This is a genomic window from Nocardia sp. NPDC051900 (genome assembly GCF_044452545.1).
GTDB classification, from domain to species: Bacteria; Actinomycetota; Actinomycetes; order Mycobacteriales; family Mycobacteriaceae; genus Nocardia; species Nocardia sichangensis.
Genome location: NZ_JBITBU010000002.1, coordinates 477,113 through 499,663, shown reverse-complemented (window position 1 = coordinate 499,663; position 22,551 = coordinate 477,113). Strand labels below are relative to the sequence as shown.

Sequence of the window (22,551 nt, the reverse complement as noted above, 5' to 3'; positions counted from 1 at the left end):
GACGGCGCGCGGGCGCCCACACCGCGTTATGTGTAGGAGCTGTTGGATGTCGAGAAGACCCGGGTGGATTCGGAAGTTTCACAAGCCCGTCACGGAAACGCTGCCGCCCCTGGTGCTGTTTCCCCATGCGGGCAGTGGCGCCTCCACCTATCGCGCCATGTCCAAGCGGCTCAGCGCCGATTTCGACGTCGTGCTCGTGCAATATCCGGGACGCCAGGACCGAGCCGCCGAACCCATGCCGGACAGTCTCGTCGAACTCGCGGCGGGTGCCCTTGCGGAATTCCTCGAATCGCCCTATCACCGAGGCATTCCCATCACTGTGTTCGGCCACAGCGTCGGCGCGATGGTGGCCTTCGAATTCGTCCGTCAGGCCGAGGCCGCCGGTGTGCCGGTAGCGCTGCTCGGCGCCTCCAGCGCGGTGGCGCCCGCATTGGTGGCCGACAGCGAGCCGCTGCCGACCGAGGAGGAGGCGTTGCTCGACCGGCTCGTCGCGCTGAACGGAACGGGCGCGGACGTTTTGGCCGATCGCGACATCATGCGAATGACGTTGCCCGTCCTGCAGGCCGACTATCGCGCGTTCGACGCCTACACGTGCGACCCGGACGTGCGGATCGGCGCGCGGATCGAGGTGATCGGCGGCGCCGACGACGACTTCGTCACCGTCGCCGAACTGCGTCCCTGGATCGCGCACAGCACTCGGGGCGGCTCGGTCACGCTCTTCGACGGCGGGCACTTCTATTTGTACGACCACATCGACGGCGTCGCGGAATTGCTTGCCTCCGCCGCCGCTGACGCCGGACAGTCCGCTCTTTCCAGTTAGGTTCACCATGTCAGGATCGGCTTCGGGGGACGAAGACCATATCGTCGTCGTCGGAATCGGGGTCGAGGCCCCCGGCGGAATAAACAGTCCACGCGAATTCTGGACGGCGCTGGCCGAATCCAGGGAACTCATCGGCCCATTGCCACGAGATCGGGAGTGGCCGATCGAAGGGTTGCTCACCCTCGGCCGCAACGAGGGCTGGAGCGACGTACGCGACGCGGGCGGATTCCTCACCGAAGCAGCGGAATTCGATGCGGCCTTTTTCGGGATAACGCCGCGCGAAGCCGTCGCGATGGATCCGCAGCAGCGGGTGGCGATGCGCGTCGCATGGCGGGCGGTCGAGGATGCCGGGCTCAATCCCGGCGCCGTCGACGGTGCCGAAGCGGGGTGCTGGATGGGCGTCACGCCGTTGGAGTACGGCCCGCGCATGGCGAGCGTCAGCGAGCACAGCGGTTATCGAATGACCGGCACTACCCTCGGCGCGGTATCCGGCCGTATTTCGCACAGTCTCGGGCTGATCGGGCCTTCGATCAGTGTGGACACCTCCTGTGCGGCGGGTTTGACCGCCCTCCATCAAGCCGCGGCGGCCGTCCGCGCGGGCGAGTGCGACTGGGCCCTGGCAGGTGGTGTGTGCGTGATGGGCTCACCCGGCATGTTCGTGGAGTTCGCGAAGAACAACGCGCTCTCCACCGACGGCCACTGCCGCGCGTATTCCGCGGGCACCACCGGGACCCTGTGGGGCGAGGGCGCGGGAGTGGTTGTGCTGGAGCGCGAGTCGCGAGCGCGCCGGCTCGGTCATCGGATCTACGCTCGGCTGCTCGGCTCCCGGGTCAACCACAACGGCAAGAGCGGCCCGTTGGCCGTGCCCAGCGCCGACGCGCAGGAGCGGCTGATTCGCGCCGCGCTCACCGCGGCCCGCGTCGACCCGGAACAGATCGGGCTGGTCGAGGGGCACGGCACCGGCACGGCGGTGGGCGATCCCATCGAACTGTCCGCTCTCATCCGGACCTACGGCGCGCCGGAGCGCGTCCGGGGCGCGCTGCTGGGATCGGTCAAGTCGAATATCGGTCACACGCAGGCGGCGGCGGGCATGCTCGGCCTGATCAAGATGCTGCTGTGCGGCGCGCACGGGCATGTCGCGCCGAGTCTCTGGGCAGAACACCCGACCGAGGCGGTCGACTGGGAAGCCACCAGTCTGCGGCTGGCCACGAAATTCGTTCCATGGGAGCCGATCGACGGCATTCGCTACGGAGCGGTGTCGGCATTCGGAGTCGCGGGGACCAACGCGCACGCGGTCGTCGGGATGCCCGTCCTGGAGGAGGACAGCGATGTCTGAATATCTGCTGCCGGACGGCACCGTCCCCGTCCTGCTCTCCTCGGACAGCGCCGAAGGCTTGCGTGCGGAGGCCGCGGCGATACTGGCCTACGTGCACGACCACCCTCGGTTGGACTCGGATCGACTGGCGAGCCAGCTCTTCCGCACCAGGATCGCCCGCAGGTATCGCGCCCTGGCCATGGTCGTCACGCGCGAGGAGTTGACGGACGCGTTGCGGTCGATCGCGGCGGGTTCCGCGCACCCGGCGGTGGTGACGTCCGGCGGCGCCGTCGCGGCGGGTCGCGTCGGCTTCGTCTTTCCCGGACAAGGCAGCCAGCACGCGGGTATGGGCAAGCCGTATTACGACTTCTCCCCGGCCTACCGGGCCGCCGTCGACGAGTGCGCGGCGGTGCACGAGGAGCGGTACGGCCATGCACGGCCGGTGCACTATCTGCTCGGCGCCGACGCCGGGTTCGGCGAGACGCTGTGGGAAGTGCAACCGGCCAGAATGTTCCACCTGATCGGCTTGGCCGCCATGTGGCAGGCGGCGGGCGTGCGCCCCACCGCGACCATCGGTCACAGCCAGGGTGAACTCGCGGCCTGCGTGGTCGCCGGTGTGCTCACGCTGCGCGATGCCGTGTCGATCGTCACGCACCGGGCCCGGCTTCTGGAGCGCGACCTTTCGGACGGCTACGCGGTGGCCGTGCTCGGCGCGGGGCGCGACGAATGCGAGGCGCTGCTGGCCCGCAATTCGGGCTGGGCGGAGGTCTCCTTGGTCAACTCACCCGAGTTGACCGGTGTCTCCGGCGACGAGGCCGCGATCGCGGAGCTGGTGGCGACCGCCACCGCGAAAGGTTTGTTCGCCAAGCAGATTCAGATGTCGTTTCCGTCGCACACCTCCGCGATGACGCGATTGCGCGACGAATTCCAATCGTCGCTGGGCGAATTGAGCAGCAAGACCTTCACGCTCGGCGACGTCACCTGTTATGGCGGGACGCTCGGCGCGGCGATCACTCCCGAGTTGACCCACCACGACTACTGGTACTGGAACCTGCGCAACCGGGTGCGCTTCGATCGCGCGGTGGCGGCGGCTACCGCGGACGTGGACACCTTCGTCGAGATCGCCGAGCACCCGACGTTACAGCCCGCGCTGCGGGAGAATCTGTCCCCGGTCGCGCGGGATGCCCGCGACTTCCGGGTCGTGGGGACATCGCTGCGCACCGCGAACGGGTTGGGTGAATTCACCCGCAATCTGGTCGAAGTCGCGGTGCACGATTTGCATTACGACTGGCAAGCGCTCCGCACGTACTCCGGCGACCGCACTCCGGCGCTGCCGCTGCGTGACTTTCCCGCCACGGTGATGAACTCCAAGAGGTTGTGGGCGCCGTATCAATCGGGTGCCGAGGCGCCGATCCCGGTCGCCGTGCCCCCCGCGCGGTTGCGCGAGGAGTGGACCAGGTTGTCCCGGTTCGAGCTGGCCGCGCCCCGCACCGTACTGCTCGCCGAGCACGACGGCGCGGACGACCTCGCAGCGGCGCTGTGCGCGCGGGCCGCGCGCCACGGTGCCGCGATCGCCGACACCGCGACCGAGGCCGACACCATGGTGCTGCTGCTTCCGTCGAATACGGCCACGGACGAGCAAGGCGCGGTGGCCGAACTCGCCGAGTTCGCGCGAGCCGCGGAAAGTTTGACCACGGAAGTCTCCGGTGTCACGGAATGCTGGCTGGTGACAACCGGTGCTGAGGCGGTGTCCCCGGACGATGCGCCGTCCCTAAGTCATTCGGCGGTCAGTGCCGCGTACCGCAGTCTCGGCCTCGACCATCTCGGCATCGCGTTCCGGCACCTGGACTTGCCCTCGGATGCCGCCGAGCAGGATCCGACGGTGCTGGCGGACAAGATCCTCGAGGCCGTTCACGTGCCGGGCGAGCCGGAACTCGCGCTGCGGGGCGGCAAATTGCACGCCAAGCGTCTCGTTCGCGCCGAGTCGCTGGGCACTTCGGCGCCCCCGGATCTGCGCGAGGTCCTCATTCTCGGTGGCACGGGGTACGTCGGCCTGGAATTCTGCGCGCAGCTCGCCCGCGACGGCGCACGGCGCGTCACCCTGGTGAATCGCACCGGGGAGACGAGCGTGCTCGCGGAGCGGTTGCGCGCGATCCGCGCCTCGGGTTCCACCGAAATCGACGTGGTGGCCTGTGACATCACCGACGCCGACGCGGTCGCCGAGCTGGCGGGGCGCTTCGCCGAGCGCCCCGTGAGCGTGGTCGTGCACGCCGCGGTCCAGTACGCGTGGGCGCGGTTCGAACCGGAGGCGGTAACCGAAGCGGCCGCCGCGAAGGTGCTCGGGCTCGGCGAGGTGCTGCGCGCGGTGCCGCAGACCGCCGACTGCGCCGTGCTGTTGTGCTCCTCGTTCGTGGCCACCCTCGGCGGGCGTGGTCAGGCACTGTACGCGGGCACGAATCGCATGCTCGACAGCCTCGCCGTGCGGCTGCGGGCGCAGGGCAGGGATTGCGTGTCGGTGCAATGGGGGCTGTGGGGTCTGCCCGGCGCGGAGCACGCCGACGTGGAAGCCAGGATCCTCGGCGCTGGTCTACGACCCATGCCCGCCGCGCCCGCCATCGCGGCGGGTTTCGCCGACCGTACCGGGAACAGCGCGGTGCTGTCGGCGGACTGGGAGCGCTTGCGGGATACGGCCGAGATCGTCGGCTTGGCGAGGGTTTTCGCGCCCGCGTCGGCGGTCCCGGAGTCCGCGGCCGCGCCGTCCGCACCGTCCGCACCGAAGTCGGCCGCCGCCGAGCCGGAAGCCGATGCCACGGGGAGCGTCGCGGAGATCATCCGGCGCGAACTGGGGCAGGTGATGCTTCTCGACGGCCCCGACCACATCGACGGCTCCGTCCCGCTGGTCGCGCTCGGGTTCGATTCATTGCAGGCGGTGGATCTGCGCGCGCGGCTGAAGACGATGTTGCGCCGCGAGTTGCCGGTCGCGGCGATCCTCGGCGGCGCGTCCCTGGACGACGTCGTTCTGCTCATGTCCGAGAACCGAGGCTGATGATGCCCGAGAACACAGGCTCAGGAGGCCGCTCGATGCCGGAGAACACGCAGGCGCCCACCCCGGAGATCGAGGACGTACTGGCATTGAGCCCGTTGCAGGAGGGGTTGTTCTCGCTGGCCAGGCTGGCCGGCGAGGGCGATCTGTACGCACTGCGGTTCGTGTACGAGATCGCCGGTCCCGTCGATGTGGCATTGCTGCGGCGCAGCGTCGCGGCCATCCTGCGGCGGCATCCGAATCTGCGCGCGTCGTTCTGGGACCGCGACCTGCCGCGGCCGGTGCAGATCGTCCCCACCGCTGCCGAGTTGCCCTGGGCCGAACGCGAAGTCGACCCGGGCGACCTCGACGCCGTCATCACGGCCGAGACGCGGGCGCCGTTCGACCTGACCCGCGGCCCGCTGCTGCGCGTGCTGCTGCTGAGATTGCCGGACGGCACTCGGCGCCTGGTGCTGACCGCGCACCACATCCTGCTGGACGGCTGGTCGCTCGGCGTGTTCTTCCGGGAACTGTTCGCCCTGTACCAGGCAGGCGGCGCGGCGGAGGCGCTGCCCGAACCCCGACCCTACCGGGACTACATCGGCTGGCTGTCGGCCCGCGACAGCGATGCCGCGTTGCGCTCCTGGCGCGGATACCTCGGCGATGTCGATCCGCTGATCCTCGCCGACCGTGGCGATTCGGCGGTCAACACGATCGTGCCCAGCGTCGACACGGTCACCCTGGACGCGGCCGACACCAGCCGGTTGACGGCGTGGGCGCGGTCGAACGGCCTGACGATGAACACCGTCGTGCAGTACGCCTGGGCCGTTGTCCTCGGCAGCTTGACCGACCGGCGCGACGTGGTCTTCGGCAGCACCGTCTCGGGGCGGCCCGACGAGTTGTCCGGGGTCGAGACGATGATCGGGCTGTTCATCAACACCGTCCCCGTCCGGGTGGCGGTCGGGGCCGAGAACGTGGTGCGGGACTGCAGGCGAACGCAGCGCGAGTCGGCTCCGATGCGTGATCTCGCCTACGTCAGCCTGTCGGCGATCCAGCGGTCGGTAGGCTCCGGCACGCTGTTCGACACCCTGTTCGTGTTCGAGAACGCGCCGATGTCCGACATCCTGCGCCCCATCGACATGGCGGACGGCGTTCGGGTGCGGCCGATGACCTCGGAGAGTTTGACGCACTATCCGCTCGCGGTGACCTCGTTCCTGTACGAAGGGCAGCTGGTGGTGACGGTCGAGGCGGTGCAGGCGGCACTGCGCGGCCTGTCCGGACCCGGCATCGGGGCGCGGTTGCTCTCGGTGCTGCGGCAACTGCCCGCGATCGGCGAGCGGGGGCCCGACGCGCTCGATGTCCTGCTGCCGGGCGAGACCGCTCCGCCACCGGCGCCGATCGCCGCCGACGTGCGCGGTGTGACCGTGTGGGAGCTGTTCGCGCGCCAGGTCGCCGCCACGCCGGACGCGCTCGCCCTCAGCACCGAAAACGATCGCTACACCTACCGCGAACTCTTCGATGCCGCAGGCCGATTGGCGAGCGCGCTGGTCGCACACGGGGCCGGTCCGGAAGAGGTCGTCGCCTTGGCGCTGCCGCGTTCGGCGCAGTCGATCGTGGCGATTCTCGCCGTGCTGGCGACCGGTGCGGCGTATGTGCCCGTGGATGTCACGCTGCCCGCGGCCCGTATCGAATCGATCGTGCGCCGGTCCCGGCCGCGCTCGATCCTGATCGACAGCTCGGGGCTGTCCGCGCTCGACGAGATCGCCGAGCGCCCGGAAGTGCTGGTAGTGAACGGTCTCTCCGACGGGCTTCCGGAGCTCGCGCCCGCGCCCGGCCACCCCGACCAGGCCGCCTATCTGATCTTCACCTCCGGCTCCACCGGCGAACCGAAAGGCGTCGTCGGCACCCATGCCGCGCTGGCCGCGTATTTCGCCGACCACCGCGACCGGGTGTATCGGCCCGCGGTGGCGCGGCTCGGGCGGCCGCTACGGATCGCGCACGCCTGGTCGCTCAGCTTCGACGCCTCCTGGCAGCCGCTGATCGGACTGTTCGACGGACATGCAATCCACCTGTTCGACGCCGAGGAGATGCGCGACGCGCGACGCCTGGTCGACGGCATCGTCCGGCACGGACTGGACATGATCGACACGACCCCGTCGATGTTCACTCAGCTGGCGGCGGCCGGACTGGTCGAGGCGGGCGTCACGCCGCTGTCCGTGCTGGCGCTCGGCGGCGAGGCCATCGGTGTGCCGCTGTGGAAACAGTTGTGCGCCCTGCCCGGCACCGCCGTGCACAACTGCTACGGCCCCACCGAGACGACGGTGGAGGCGGTGGTCGCGGCGGTGCGCGATGGCGATGCCGAACCGGCCATCGGGGCGCCGGTCACCGGAATGACCGGCTACGTGCTGGATTCGCGGCTGCGCCAGGTGCCGATCGGCGTCGTGGGCGAGTTGTACCTCTCGGGCGCTCAGGTCGCGCGTGGTTACGTCGGCATGCCGGGAACCACCGTTGGCCGATTCGTCGCAGATCCACACCGTGCCGGTGAAAGGATGTATCGGACGGGTGATCTCGTGCGCCGCTTGCCCTCGGGCGATCTCGCCTACGTCGGCCGGGCGGACGATCAGGTGAAGATTCGCGGCTACCGGATCGAGATCGGCGATATCGAGACAGCTCTGCTCGCCTTGCCCGGGGTGCGGGCCGCGGCGGTCGTCGTGGTGCGCCGTACGGGTGGTCCGAGCCTGGCGGCGTTCGCGGTGGGCGACGGTCTCGACGCGGTGCGGCTGCGCGCCGCGCTGGCCGATCGGCTGCCCGGTTACATGGTGCCGAACCGGATCGTGGTCGTCGAGCGGTTGCCGGTGACCAGCAACGGAAAACTCGATGCGAAACGGCTCGCGATGCTCGCCGAGGACCGGGCCGCCGGACCGGGAGCGGAGACGGCGCGCACCGGCACCGAGCACCGTCTGTGCGCCGCGATCGCCGAACTGTCCGGCGGTCCGGTCCCGAGCATCGATGACGACCTGATCGGCCTCGGCATGGACAGCATCGTGGCGATCTCCCTGGTGAACCGGCTGCGGCGGGACGGCCTCTCGATCAGCCCGAAGGCGGTCCTCGGCGCCGCCACGATCCGGGAACTCGCCGCGCGGATCGACGCGGAAGCCGTTCGCGAACGCGCGACGAGTTCGGAGGGCTACGGGCCGGTCGGCCCGACCCCGATCGTGTCGTGGATGCACGAGTACGGGGGCTACCGCAGACTCACGCTCAGCAATCTGCTCGAGTTGCCCGACGGCGTCGACCAGGGCGGCCTGACGGCGGTGCTGCAGGCGTTGCTCGACGGACACGACATGCTGCGGGCCCGCTTCGTCACCACACCCGAGGGATACGACCTGCACACGCGCGCCCCGGGCAGCGTCCGAGCGCGGGACATCCTGTCCCGGGTCGAGGAAGGCGACGACTTCTACGCGACGCTGGCCGCACACGGCCGTGCGGCCACCGACGAGATCGACCCGTCCACCGGAGATCTGGTGCGCGCGGTGTGGTTCACCAGGTCCGGCGCTCCGGACGTGCTGCTGCTCACCATCCACCACCTGGCCGTCGACCCGGTCTCCTGGTACGTCATCTCCGCCGACCTCGCCGCGTACTGGGCCGAGGTGCTCGCGGGACGGACGCCCGTCCCGGCGGTCGAGCACACCGGCTACCGGCAGTGGGCCCGGCTGTTGCGCGAACGCGCGGGCGCCGAGGCGGTCACGGCTCAGCGCGACTACTGGACGCGCCAGGTCACCGCGCCGGACCCGGTGCTGGGCGCGCGGCTGCCCGATCCCAGGACCGACACCTGGGCTTCCTACCGGGTCCATCCCGTGCCCACCCCGGCCGAGACGAGCGCGGCCATCCTGGACAGCCTCGGCGGCGGCGCGGCGGGAGTCCGCGAATTCCTGCTCGCCGCTTTGACGATGACGCTGGCGAGCTGGCGTCTGGAACGCGGTCAGGACCCCACCGCGGGCGCGTATCTCGCGCTGGAAGGACACGGCAGAGAGGACGCGGTGCTCGGCGCCGACGTCGACAGCGCGCACACGGTGGGCTGGTTCACCAGCATCGTGCCCGCCCGGCTCGCAGCGGGCGCCGAGAGCGTGGATGTGGCCACCGCGCTGACCGATCCGGTTCGCGCCGCCGCACTGCTCGAACACGTCGCGGCACATCTGGCCGAACAGCCGAACGGCGGCGTGGACTTCGGAGTGCTGCGCTACCTCGCGCGAACCCCCGAACTGGTCGATGCGCCGCAGCCGCAGGTGCTCTTCGACTACCTGGGCCGGTTCGACCTGGCCGGTGCGGGACGGCCGTGGGCGCCGATCCCGGATCTGGCGTTGCACGAATGCCTTCCGCTCGTGGCGGAGCCCGACTTCCCGCTGCGCTATGCGCTCGACGTCGTCTCGGCGGTGCGGACCACCACCGAGGGGCCGCAGCTGGTCACCATGCTCCGCTGGAGCGAGGCGGTGTTCACGGTCGCGGACGTCGACCGGCTCGCCGAGCTATGGCACGACGCCGTCGTGGCCCTCGCGCGCGCGATCTCCGTGGTGACCGTCGGCGCCGACTGACCGCGATCGCCGAGCCACTCAGCCCATCCGAACCCAGTCCGAAGGACCCACCATGTCAGACGAGATTCTCGAGCGGCGCAAGCGGCTGCTGCAGCAGCGACTGCGCGAACAGCAACTCGCGCCCGCGCCCGCGCGACCCGCGCGCGGCAGGCGCCCTGGCGATCCGGCTCCGCTCTCGTCCGCGCAGCAGCGGATGTGGTTCGTGCAGACGGTCGCGCCGGAGGACACCACGCTCAACGTCTGCGTCGGCTACCGACTCGACGGTCCGTTGGACAGCGCACGGTTGCGCGCCGCCTTCGACACCGTCGTGGCGCGGCACGAGATCCTGCGCACCACCTATCACGTCGGCGCGGACGGCGAGCCGTATCAAACGGCACACGCCGAACTGGGGCCGGTGTGGCAGCAGCACGATCTCACGGATCTCTCCGAGGAAGGCCGAGGCAGGCGACTCGAGGTTCTGGCGAGACGGGAGTTCGCGCGTCCGTTCGACCTGAGCTCCGAGTCGCCGCTGCGGGTGACGTTGGCGCGCACCGGTCCGGCCGAACACGTGCTCGTGCTGACGATCCACCACATCGCCTGGGACGACGACTCCTGGTCGGTCTTCTTCGCCGAGCTCAATGCCGCCTACCGCGGTGACCCGCAGGCGGAGATCCGTGCGCAGTACGTGGACGTGTCGCTCGCCGAGCGGCCCGCCGAAGACGACGCCGACCTGGCGTACTGGCGCGAGCGGTTGACTCCGCTCCCGGAGCGACTCGAGTTGCCCGGAACGCTCGCCGGTGGCGCGGCTACCCGCAACGCCGACAAGTGCGTGCTGCCCTTGCCCCAGGAACTGCTGGACCGGGTCACCGAGGTCGCGCGCGACCGTTCGGCCACCCCGTTCATGGTGTTGCTGGCCGCCTTCCAGGCGCTGGTCCAGCGGTACACCGCGGCGACGGACTTCCTCGTCGCGGTGCCGGTGACCGACCGCCGCGGTAGCGACGCCGAGGCGCTGATCGGCTATTTCGGCAACACGCTGCTGTTGCGCGCCCGAATCCGTCCGGGGCGCAGCTTCGCCGAGCTGGTCGACGTGACGAGGGACGCCGCCCGCGACGCGTTCGCGCATCAAGGGATCGGCGTCGAACGGGTCGTCCGCGAGGTGAGTTCGGACCGGATCGCGGGCAGCGACGGCCTGGCCCAGCTCGTGCAGCTGAGCTTCAGCGTGCGCGGCGGGGCGAACGGGTTCGATCTCGCCGGGGTCCGCTCCACCGAGCTGCCGTGGGGGAGCACGGTCGCGCAGGAGCCGCTGGGGCTGATGGTCGTCCTCGACGACGCGGGCGCGCGCGTGGAGGCCACCTACCTCGTCGACGAGCTGGACCGGTCGGTGGTGGCGCAATTGCTGCGCCACTACCTGGAATTGCTCACCGACGCGGTGCGCGATCCACGGCAGCCGGTCCGCGCGATCGATATGCTCGGCGCCGCCGACCGAGCGGACATCGTCGCGGCATCGCACGGTCCGCTCGTCGACGCGCCCGCGACAACGCTCGTCGAGTTGGTGCAGCGGCAGGCCGCGGCGACCCCCGATCGCGTCGCGGTGGTATCCGACGAAGCCGAACTCACCTACGGCGAGTTGAACCGGCGGGCGAATCGATTGGCGCACTGGCTGATCCGGCGCGGCGTCGGCGCCGAGCAGCTCGTCGCGCTGCGCATGGCGAACTCCATCGAATTCATCATCGCGAGTCTCGCGGTACTCAAGTCGGGTGGCGCGTACCTGCCGATCGATCCGGCCTATCCACCGGACCGCATCGACTATCTGCTGTCGGACGCGCGTCCGGCGCTGTCGTTCGACGCCGAAACGATCGCGGCGGCGATGACCGAGGCGGTCGACGCGCCGGACACGAATCCCACCGACGCCGAACGCGAGTCGCCGCTGCGCCCGTCGAACATCGCCTACGTGATCTACACCTCGGGCTCCACCGGACAGCCCAAGGGCGTGCCAGTGCCGCACGACGCGATCGCCGATCACCTGGTGAACTTCGCCGCCGACTGGGACGCCAGCGTCCCGGAGCGGGTGTTGCAGGCCACCTCGGTGAGCTTCGACGCGTCGCTGGCCGACATCTTCCTACCGCTGATCGCGGGCGCGAGCATCGTCGTCCCGAAACCGAACGCCTACCGCGATATTCCGTACGTCGCCGAGCTGATCGCTCGTCACGGGATCACCGTGCTGCACATGGTGCCCTCGCTGCTGGCCACTTTCCTCATGCTTCCCGAGGCGAACGACTGGCGGGCGTTGCGGCACGTGCCGGTCGGCGGCGAGGCGCTGCCCGGCGAGATCGCCGACCGGTTCGCCGCGCAATTCGACGCCGACCTGCGCAACCACTACGGGCCGACGGAAGCGGTGGTGTGCTCGACGTCCATGCCGGTCGACGGGCCGCAGGGCACCAGGATCGTGCCGATCGGATTCCCGAACCGCAACGTCTACGTCTACCTGCTCGACGACTCGCTGCGGCTGGTCCCGCCGGGCGTGATCGGCGAGATCTATCTCGGCGGACGCCAGCTCGCGCGCGGTTACCTCGATCGGCCCGCCCTGACCGCGGAGCGGTTCGTCGCCGACCCCTTCCTACCCGGCGGAAGGCTGTACCGCACCGGCGATCTCGCCCGGCGCACCGCCGACGGCGAGATCGAATTCGTCGGCCGCGCCGACGAACAGGTGAAGGTGCGCGGGTTCCGCATCGAACTCGGTGAGGTGGAGGCCGCGGTGGCCGATCACCCCGGCGTCGCGCAGTGCGTCGCGATCGTCACCGAGCACGAGCGGCTCGGCCCGATCCTGGCCGCGTACCTGGTGCCCGCGCCGGGAAGCGAGATCGACCTCCAGCAGGTGCGCGCGACGGTCGCGGCGACGCTGCCCGAGCACATGGTCCCCGCGGCCTTCGCCGTGATCGATGAAGTGCCGTTGAGCGCCCACGGCAAGCTCGATCGCCGCGCGCTCCCGGAGTCGGAGCTGACGCAGACACGCACGTACCGGGCGCCCGAATCGCCCACCGAGATCCGGCTCGCCGCGCTGTACGGCGAGCTGTTCGACACCGAGCGAGTTGGCGCCGACGACTCGTTCTTCGAACTCGGCGGCCACTCCCTGCTCGCGGCCCGGCTGGTCGCCCTGGTGCGCGACACGTTCGGGATCGATATCGACGTGCGCGCGGCGTTCGACACTCCGACGGTCGCCGGGCTCGCCGCGCATCTGGTCGCCCGGTACCACGATCGGTTCGGCGAGAATCTCGACGAGGTCGTTCCCACCGGCCTACCCTCCGGTGACAACGCCGCGATGCCGACGAAACGACCGCGCCCCGAACGTATTCCGCTGTCGTACTCGCAGCGGGCGCTGTGGCTGCGGCGCAAGCTGGAAGGCCCGTTCGGGTGGGAGAACTTCCGGTTCGCCATCCGCTTCGACGGCGAACTCGACATCGCCTCGCTCACCGCGGCGCTCGGCGACGTCATCGCCCGTCACGAGTCGTTGCGCACCAGCTTCCCGGAACACGAGGGCACGCCGTACCAGCGGGTGGCCCCGGCGGGACCGGTGAAGTTGCCCCGCACCGCGCTCGACGGCGCTCGCCTGGACGAGGCGCTGGCGGCCGAGGCGAACCATGTGTTCGACCTGGCCGGGGAGTCGCTGCTCCGCTTGCGCCTGTTCGTCCTGGACGAGCGCACCCACGTGCTGTCGGTGCTGACCCATCACATGGTCACCGACCGGGAATCGTGCCGGGTCTTCCTCGAGGACCTCACCGTCGCCTACCGCGCGCGGGTGAGCGGCACGGCTCCGTCCTGGCCGGAACCGGCGCTGCACTTCGCCGACTTCGCGGTGTGGCAACGCGATACCTTCGACCACGCCCCCGGCCGCGACGATCTGAGCGAATACGGCAAAGCGCGACTCGACTACTGGCGCGCGGCCTTGGCGGGCCTTCCGGTGGAGATCGCGGTCGGCCACGACCGCCCGCGTCCCGTGCGGCTGGGCCATGCGGGTGTCAGCGCGACCCGGATCGTCGCGGCCGAGACGTGGCAGGCACTGCGATCGCTGGCGGAGACGACCGGCGCGACCGAGTTCATGCTGTGCCAGGCAGCGGCCGCGGTGCTGGTGCACACCCTCGGCGGCGGTGACGACGTGCCGATCGGCGCGACGGTCGCCAATCGGCCCTGGCGGTCGGTGGACCGGCTGATCGGCCTGTTCGCCGACATGATGGTGCTGCGCAACGATCTTTCGGGCGACCCGTCGCCGCGAACCGTGCTCCAGCGGGTGCGCGAATCGGCGCTCGGCGCTCTCGGCCACCAGGACGTGCCGTTCGAGCGGATCGTGGAAACGCTCAACCCGCCCCGGGTACTCGGCCGCAATCCGCTGTTCCAGGTGATCATGCAGTTCGGGCACACCGCGCCGACCGTCGGCTTCACCGCCGAGACCACGCTGACCCCGCTCACGCCGCAGTACGACGCCGCGTTCATGGACTTCCACCTGGATTTCCTGGTGGAACCCGATGGCGAGTTACTGGTGCGGGTGGTGGTCAACTCGGAGCTGTACGACCCGGCCTCCGGCGAGGAATTCGCCGACACGCTGGTGCGGATCTTGACCGCGTTCGCCACGAAACCCGATACCGCGGTGCGGGAATCGAACCTCGCGCCGCAGGGCTGGGACACCGCGCGTACCGTTGTGCGCCACGCGGCGTCCGAGGCCACGGTCGGCGAGGCCGAGGCGGGCCCGCCGCAGACCGAGACCGAGCGCGCTCTGGCGGCGCTGTTGGAGGAACTGCTGGAGATCACCGACGTGGACCGCACGGACGGATTCTTCGCGCTCGGCGGAGACAGCGTCATCGCGATCCAGTGGGCCGCGCGAGCGGGCGAGGCGGGCCTGGCGCTCACCCCGCAGCTGATCTTCGAGCACTTCACGCTGCACGAACTGGCGGCGGCCGTCGACGCGGCCGCCGATCAGGCGGCGGGCGCGCCTGCGCCGGAGGAGCACCGGTACGAGCCGATGTCGGCCTCGGGCCTGTCCGGTGACGCGTTGGCCATGCTGCGCGAATCCTGGTCCGCGCAACGCTGATTCGGGTGAGCCGGTCACGGTCGCGCACCGCGACCGGCGCACTGCCGTTGGACCTGGGGGCAGCGACGATTAGGGTTGCACCTCGATGGATTCGGTGTCTGTTTGGATCATGTTCCCGGTCATTCTGACTATCGCGGCGATCACGGTCGGCCGGTGGTTCCTGGTCGCGGACAGTGTCACCGATCGCATGATCAACCATGCGTGGGCGTGGAATCTGTGCGGTCTGGCGCTCTATGTCGCCGCCGCGGCGGCGGGGTCCGCGCAACTCGGGCAGCGACTGTTCCTGTGCTGCGGACTGATGACCACCGCCGTCGTCCTGGTGCTCGCGCAACTGGCGTCGGGTGCTGATCCCGAGGTCATGCTGCGACGGCAGAAGATCTACGCCGCCGTCGCCGCCGTGAGTTCGATTTCGACACTGATCTTTTCGCCCGTCGCACGGAGCGTGCTGCACGTCGGTTTGGACGAGATCGTGTGGACGTTGTCGGAGTTGCCCATGGTGGCCAGCGGATATCTGGTCGCACAGGCCAGTCTCCGAGAGTTGCGCACCGCCGCGCGGACGACGAAGGAGAAGCTGACGTATTCGGCGCTGCTGTTCCTCGCGGTCTACTGGGCCGCGGCGGCAGTGGTCACCGTGGTCCGCGCGCTCTTCGGCGTCCCGCCGAGCCATCCGGGGAACGTGCTGGCGAACTCGTCCTTCTTCTGTGTATTGATCATCGCGACGCTCACGGCGATACCGCTTTTCACCGCTGTGCTGACGCGCGCGGGGCTGGATGAGACCGGTCGGCGCTGCCGCCGCCTGCGTCCGCTGTGGTGTGACCTGACCGCCGCCGTCCCGGAAGTCGTGTTGAGTCGGTCCGACGACGGAGACGGCGGTGCGGCGTCCCGGCTCTATCGGATGACGGTGGAGATCCAAGACGCGCTTTTGCATTTGAAGCCGTATATGCCGTCGCCCGCGCCGGGGCGGGAGGCCGCCGACGCGGGTCGTGGCGTCGGCGATTACGCCCGTCAGATCGCCCACGCCATCCGGTCCCGAGCCGCCGGGCTGCGTCCGGTCACACCGACCGCTCCGTTCGCCGCCGTGGCGACCGGTGGTCACGATCGTGCCAACGGCTTGCGGCAATTACTCGAATTGGCGCGGGAATGGCCGAAAGCGCGCGCCGATGTAGGTTAGGCATACCTATTTAGGGTCGGCTAAGCTGTGCCCCAGCAGTCCAGACCGCCGGTTCCGGCGGCAGACAAGGAGTGGCAGCGCGATGGAGTCGACACAGCGTCGGGCAGAAGGAACGGTGGACATCGGCCGGGAGGAGATCCGGTCCGCGGTGGCCGACCAACTGGGCCTCGCCGCCAGGGAGATCGCCGATCACGACGACCTCATCCAACTGGGGCTGGACTCGATTCGCACCATGAAGCTCGCGGGCGGCTGGCGCAAACGCGGCGCCGACATCAACTTCGCTCAGCTGGCAGCCAGCCCTACGGTGGCTTCCTGGCACGGTCTGCTCGGCGCGAGTGAGGTCGGGCGGGCGGCAGGCCCGGTGACCGTCGTGCCGGTGGCGAGCGCGGACGACGAGGCGGCGCCCTTCCCCTTGGCCACCATGCAGCACGCGTACTGGATCGGCCGCTCAGACGAACAAGAGCTCGGCGGCGTCGCGGCGCACCTGTACATCGAATTCGACGGCGGTCGTATCGATCCGGAGCGGCTGGAGCGCGCGGTGGCCGATCTGGTCGCCACCCATCCCATGCTGCGCACCAGGTTCCTGCCGGATGGCACCCAGCAGACCATGACCGCACCCGGGAGGCCGGTGTTCGAGGTCGTCGACCTGCGTGATCGGTCGCCCGAGGCGGCCGAGGCCGCGCTCGCCGAGCTGCGTGACCGCAAGACCCACCAGCGTCTGGCCATCGAAGACGGTCAGGTCATCGATGTCACGCTCACCTTGCGCGACGCGGACCGCAGCCGACTGCACCTGGATGTCGACATGCTCGCGGGCGACGCCATGAGCTACCGGGTCCTGATCGCCGATCTGGCCGAGCTGTATCACGGGAAGGCCGTGCCGGTCCCCGGCTACACCTATCGCCGGCACCGCACCGAGCACCAGGGGGACGACACGGCTCGCGAGCGCGACCGGCAGTGGTGGCAGGAGCGGCTGCCCGAACTGCCGGGCGCGCCGGAACTTCCCACCGTGCCGGTGAGTGAGCGCACCGACCCGAATCGCACCGTGCGCTACGACCACTGGCTGGCGCCGGAAGCCAAGCAGCGGTTGCTCGCCGCCGCACACGAGCGCGGCATCACACCGGCCATGGCGCTGGCCGCGGTATTCGCCGAGACCATCGGCGGTTGGTCAGCACAGAGCCGGTTCCTGCTGAACGTGCCACTGTTCCACCGGGATCCCGTGCACCCCGACATCGATCGGGTGATCGGCGACTTCACGTCCTCGATCATGCTGGAGGTGGACGTCACCGACAGCATGTCGGTCACCGAGCGCGCCCGCACGTTACAGCGCGGCATGCACGAAAGCGGTGCGCATACCGCGTATTCCGGGCTCGAAGTGCTGCGGGATCTGGGTAGGCATCGCGGTGAACCCGTGCTGGCCCCGGTCGTCTACACCAGCGCGCTGAACTTGGGCGAGCTGTTCGCCGACACGGTCACCGAGACCTTCGGCGAGCCCGTGTGGATCATCTCGCAGGGCCCGCAGGTACTGCTCGACGCGCAGGTCACCGAGGTCCGCGGCGGGCTGCTGTTGAACTGGGACGTGCGCGCGTCGGCCTTCCCGGACGGCATGATCGACGCCATGTTCGCCTGGTACCGCGCGGCGATCGGGCGGCTCGGTGACGGGGCGGCAGGGTGGAACGCGGAGGCCGCCGTGCGGCTGCCGGTCGACCAGGCCGCGGTGCGCGCCGCGGTCAACGCCACCGACGGCCCGGTCAGCGGGCGGTCCCTGCACCAGGGGTTCTTCGACAACGCGGCGGCGAATCCCGAAGCGCCCGCCGTGGTCTGGGGCCTGGGCGACGGCCGAGGCGCCTGGAGCTACGGGGAGTTGGCCGCTCGCGCGCTGGCGGTGGCGGGGGCCTTGCGCGCCGAGGGCGTGGAGCCGGGCGACGCGGTCGCCGTCGCGCTGCCGAAGGGGCCGGACCAGGTCACCGCCGTGCTCGGTGTGCTCGCCGCCGGGGCGACCTACGTGCCCATCGGATTCGATCAGCCTGCAGGCCGCCGGGCGGAGATCCTCCGCACCGGCGGTGTCCACGCGGCGCTGACGGTCGAGGGCGCGGACTTGGGCGCACCGATCACGTGCCTGTCCATCGACGCGGCCAGTGCCTATGCGGAGCCGCTCGCGGCCCCCGTCTGCCCGGACACCGGCGAAATCGCCTATGTGCTGTTCACCTCCGGATCGACCGGCGTGCCCAAGGGTGTCGAGATCCCACACCGTGGCGCGATGAACACCATCGACGCGTTGAACGAGTGGTTCGGCGTCGGCGGCGCCGACCGCTCGCTTGGCCTGTCCGCCCTGGAATTCGACCTCTCGGTCTACGACATCTTCGGCTTGTTCGCGGTGGGCGGCGCGGTCGTGACCGTCGATCCGGAGCAGCGCGCGGACCCGTCCAGCTGGGTGGAACTGCTGCGCACGCATCGGGTCTCGATTCTCAACTGCGTGCCGAGCATGCTGGACATGATCCTGGAGATCGGCGGTGATCAGCTGGGCGATTCGCTGCGCGCGGCCATCCTCGGCGGGGACTGGGTCGGCGCCGATCTCGCTCGCAGGCTGTCGGCGCAGGCGCCGGGTTGCCGATTCGCCGGACTCGGCGGCGCGACCGAGACCTCCATCCACACCACCATCTGCGAGGTGACGGGTGAACCGCCCGCACACTGGGCGACCGTGCCGTTCGGCGTTCCGTTGCGCAACGTCCGATGCCGCGTCGTCTCTCCCGCGGGCCGCGACTGCCCGGACTGGGTGCCAGGCGAACTGTGGGTCGGCGGCGTCGGTGTCGCCGCCGGCTACCGCAACGACCCGGAGCGCACCGCGGAACGCTTCGTCGAACACGACGGCATCCGCTGGTACAAGACCGGCGATATGGCCAGGTACTGGCCCGACGGCACGATCGAATTCCTCGGCCGTGCCGACCATCAGGTCCAGATCCGCGGATACCGGGTCGAACTCGGCGAGGTCGAGACCGCGTTGCGCACGGTGCCCGGCGTCCGGCACGCCGTCGCGGCGGTCGCCGGTGCGGGCGCACCCAAGCTGGTCGCCGCCGTCGCGGGTGACCTGGACGAGACCGGCGACATCGCTACGGCGCTCGCGGACCTGTTGCCCGGCTACATGATCCCCGTTCGGATCGAACTCCTCGAGCAGATGCCGTTGACCGCCAATGGGAAATTGGACCGCCGCGCCGTGGTCGCCCTGCTCGAGCCAGGGGTGGGGGAGGACCGGGAGACCGCCCCACGCGACGACGTGGAGGCCGCGCTCGCCGACATCGTCGCGACCGTCCTCGGCATCGATGCGATCGGCGTGCACGACGACTTCTTCGGCCGCGGCGGCGATTCCGTGCTCGCCACGACCGTCATCGCCCGCGTGCGCGAGTGGTTGCAAGCCGAGCACGCGCTGGTCGCGGACCTGTTCGCCGCACGCACCGTCGCCCGGCTGGCCGAGTGCCTGCGGGAACGCGAGATTCGGCACGGCGCGGACGGCAGGCTGTCCGCGGTGGCCCGGCTCTACCTCGAGGTCGCCGCGATGACGGACGAGGAGATCCTCGCGCAGACGTGAAAGCGGTTGCCCGGCAGCGCGGTTGTCCACGAGTCGACTGACGCGGCGTCTATTTCGCCGCGGCGGCGAAGGCGGGTTCCAGCTTGTCGAGGATGTACGGCACCGAGAGCGCCGTCGGCGTGTTCACGGCGCTGATCTCCTGGGTGGTGAGGAACACGACCGAGCCCTTCTTGACCGCGGGCAGGTCGGCGTAGCCGGGTAGCTGCCGGAACTTCTCGTCCAAGCCGGAGGCGTAGCCGGCCAGCAAGAGATCGGCGGTCAATTCGTCGACCCGCTCGGGGGACAGGGCCAGCCTGCCCTGATTGGCGGGCAGGCCGGTGAGGTTCTTCGGAATGCCCAGACCCAATTGAGTGAAGACCTTCGACGATCCGTCGTCGGGGTCGGTCAACACCATGAGCTGTGCCGGACCGGCCAGCCAGGTACTGGCGAACGTCTTGCCCTTCAATCCGGGGTTCGCGGCGGCGATCGCGGCGACCTTGTCATCCACCTTCGCGATCACCTTGCTCGCCTCGTCCGGCTTGTGCAGCACCTTGCCGAGGGTGGTGATCTGGTCCTGCCAGGGCGCTACCGCCGCTTTGCTCAGGGCGGGCAACGTGGGCGCGACGCGGGAGAGTTCGTCGTAGGTCTTCTGGTCGGCGATGAACGGATCGACCAGGATCAGGTCCGGCTCCAGCGCGGCGACCTGTTCGGCGAGGTTCCCAGTGCTGGTGAGCGCCTTCGCCGATGCGAGGCTCTCCGGCTCCCACGGCGGGGTGCTCTTGGAGGCGATCGCGACATTGTCGAGGTATCCGACCGGCACTACGCCGAGCGCGAGCGTGGTGTCCAGCCACTGGTTGCCGAGGGCGACGATCTTGTTCGGAGTGCCTTCTACGGTCGTCTCGCCGCGGGCGTGGTGGATGGTCACCTGTTCGCCGCCGGACGCCGAGTCGTCCTTTGCCGATCCGCACGCGGCCAGGCCGAGGGCGAGGACTCCCGTCAGCACCGTCAGCGCCGCCCGCGACCAACGGCCGCGCGTCCGAACAGAGTTCATCTGCCGCACCTTCCTTCCGAGCAAGCTAGCCAAGGCTAACCTATGTAGCTCCGAGGTGGTGTCGGTGCTCGGTGGATGCGGCTCCGTTTGATGGTTACATCGGCTAACTATATAGTTTGCCGTGATAACTATCTGGTGAGGGGCTGTCCGTGACGAATCCATCCATCGAAGTCGATCCGGGTGATGTCCGAACCATCCGGCGCCGGTTGCGCTACGACCGGGACCATCCGCGCTACAAGTGGATCGTTCTGACCAACACCACGCTGGGTGTCCTGCTCACGGCGATCAATTCCTCGATCGTGCTGATCTCACTGCCCGCGATCTTCCGCGGCGTCGGGCTCAACCCACTCGAGGCGGGCAATGTCGGGTACCTGCTGTGGATGCTGATGGGTTACCTGCTCGCCACCGCCGTGCTGGTGGTGATGTTCGGGCGGCTCGGCGACATCTTCGGCCGGGTGCGGGTGTACAACCTGGGCTTCACCATCTTCGCGCTGTCGGCGGTCGCCTTGTCCTTCGATCCGTGGCACGGGGGCGCGGGCGCGTTGTGGATCATCGTCTGGCGCGTCGTCCAGGGTGTCGGCGGCGCGATGCTGACGGCCAACTCCTCGGCGATCCTCACCGATGCCTTCCCCGCGAGCCAGCGCGGCACCGCGCTCGGCATCAACATGGTCGCCGCGGTGGCCGGTTCGTTCTTCGGCCTGCTCATCGGTGGCGTGCTGTCGGAATGGGATTGGCGTGCGGTGTTCTGGGTCAGTGTCCCGATCGCCGTTCTCGGCGCGGTCTGGTCCTATCGTTCGCTGCACGAGGTCGGCATCCGGACCTCGGGCAAACTGGACTGGGCGGGCACCATCACCTTCGGTCTCGGACTCACGGCGCTGCTCACCGGCATCACCTACGGCATCCAGCCCTACGGCGGCCACGCGACCGGCTGGACGAGCCCGTGGGTGCTGGCCGCTGTACTGGGCGGCCTTCTCCTGCTGGCCGTGTTCTGCGTGGTGGAGACGAGGGTCCCCGATCCGATGTTCCACCTGGGCCTGTTCCGCCACCGCGCCTTCGGTCTCGGCAACTTCGCCAATCTGATGGTCTCGATCGGACGTGGCGGCATGCAGTTCATGCTCATCATCTGGCTACAGGGCATCTGGCTTCCGCTGCACGGGTACGACTTCGAGTCCACCCCGCTGTGGGCAGGCATCTACCTGCTGCCGTTGACCATCGGCTTCCTCGCCGCAGGCCCGATTTCGGGCTGGCTGTCCGATCGCTACGGGCCCCGGCTGTTCACCACCGGAGGCGCGTTGCTGACCGGCGCGACCTTCATCTTGCTGCTGGTCATCCCGGTGAACTTCGACTACTGGCTGTTCGCGTCGATCACCGTGCTCAACGGCATCGGCAGCGGGCTGTTCTTCTCGCCGAACACCGCCGCCATCATGTCCAGCGTTCCCGCCGCCCAGCGCGGCGCGGCCTCCGGGATGCGCGGCACCCTCTTCAACGGCGGCAACGCGCTGTCCATGGGAATCTTCTTCTCCCTGATGGTCCTCGGACTGGCGGCGAGCCTGCCATCGGCGCTGGACTCCGGTCTGCGCGCACAGGGCGTCTCCGCCGGAGCCGCCGCCGAACTCGCCGGCATGCCGCCGGTGGCGAGCATGTTCGCCGCGTTCCTCGGCTACAACCCGATCCAGGAGCTGCTCGGACCGTCGGGTGAACTCGACAAGCCAGGCGTCAACGCCGAAACCCTCACGGGCCAGGAGTTCTTCCCGAACCTGCTCACCGGCCCGTTCCACTCCGGATTGCTCGTGGTGTTCGTCTCGGCGGCGGTGATGATGCTCCTGGCGGCCGTGGCGTCGTGGTTCATCGGCGAGAAGTATGTCTACGACGAGGCCGCCGAACTCGCCGAAGCCGATCGGGACACGCAGGACGCGTCCGCCGCGGTGCCCGTGCGCTGAAACACCGCGGCGGTTTCGC

At 69.6% G+C, this 22,551-nt stretch carries 9 protein-coding genes; 8 read left to right on the top strand and 1 reads right to left on the bottom strand.

Going from position 1 to position 22,551, the window contains the following annotated elements; genetic code table 11:
* The first annotated feature begins 46 nt into the window (after positions 1–46).
* From ACIA5H_RS04685 to ACIA5H_RS04655, 7 genes are all read left to right on the top strand, one after another.
* Entirely contained in the window at positions 47–820 is a 774-nt protein-coding gene (locus ACIA5H_RS04685) for a thioesterase II family protein (RefSeq protein WP_379251956.1), read from the top strand.
* Between the two features lie 7 nt (positions 821–827).
* The gene (locus ACIA5H_RS04680) at positions 828–2,156 is read left to right on the top strand and encodes a polyketide synthase (RefSeq protein ID WP_397073918.1); all 1,329 of its coding nucleotides are present in this window, start codon (positions 828–830) and stop codon (positions 2,154–2,156) included.
* Positions 2,149–5,181, top strand: a complete 3,033-nt coding sequence (nbtC, locus tag ACIA5H_RS04675) for a nocobactin polyketide synthase NbtC (protein WP_397073916.1) — start codon at positions 2,149–2,151, stop codon at positions 5,179–5,181. The genes ACIA5H_RS04680 and nbtC overlap by 8 nt, the downstream gene beginning before the upstream one ends.
* A 35-nt stretch (positions 5,182–5,216) precedes the next feature.
* The gene (locus ACIA5H_RS04670; RefSeq protein WP_397073914.1) at positions 5,217–9,746 is read left to right on the top strand and encodes an amino acid adenylation domain-containing protein; all 4,530 of its coding nucleotides are present in this window, start codon (positions 5,217–5,219) and stop codon (positions 9,744–9,746) included.
* A gap of 52 nt (positions 9,747–9,798) precedes the next feature.
* The gene (locus ACIA5H_RS04665) at positions 9,799–14,808 is read left to right on the top strand and encodes an amino acid adenylation domain-containing protein (RefSeq protein ID WP_397073912.1); all 5,010 of its coding nucleotides are present in this window, start codon (positions 9,799–9,801) and stop codon (positions 14,806–14,808) included.
* A 109-nt stretch (positions 14,809–14,917) separates the two neighbouring features.
* Positions 14,918–15,979, top strand: a complete 1,062-nt coding sequence (locus ACIA5H_RS04660; RefSeq protein WP_397073910.1) for an MAB_1171c family putative transporter — start codon at positions 14,918–14,920, stop codon at positions 15,977–15,979.
* 82 nt (positions 15,980–16,061) lie between these two features.
* Positions 16,062–19,562 carry an amino acid adenylation domain-containing protein gene (locus tag ACIA5H_RS04655; RefSeq protein WP_397073908.1) on the top strand — a complete coding sequence of 1,167 codons (3,501 nt, stop codon included), beginning with the start codon at positions 16,062–16,064 and terminating at the stop codon, positions 19,560–19,562.
* Positions 19,563–19,611: 49 nt separating this feature from the next.
* Here ACIA5H_RS04655 and ACIA5H_RS04650 read toward each other — a convergent pair whose 3' ends face one another.
* Positions 19,612–20,592, bottom strand: a complete 981-nt coding sequence (locus tag ACIA5H_RS04650) for an ABC transporter substrate-binding protein (protein ID WP_397073906.1) — start codon at positions 20,590–20,592, stop codon at positions 19,612–19,614.
* 149 nt (positions 20,593–20,741) lie between these two features.
* Between ACIA5H_RS04650 and ACIA5H_RS04645 the strand changes: the two genes are divergently transcribed.
* Complete coding sequence (locus tag ACIA5H_RS04645) at positions 20,742–22,532, top strand: MFS transporter (protein WP_397073904.1); 1,791 nt, start codon at positions 20,742–20,744, stop codon at positions 22,530–22,532.
* Positions 22,533–22,551: the final 19 nt, after the last annotated feature.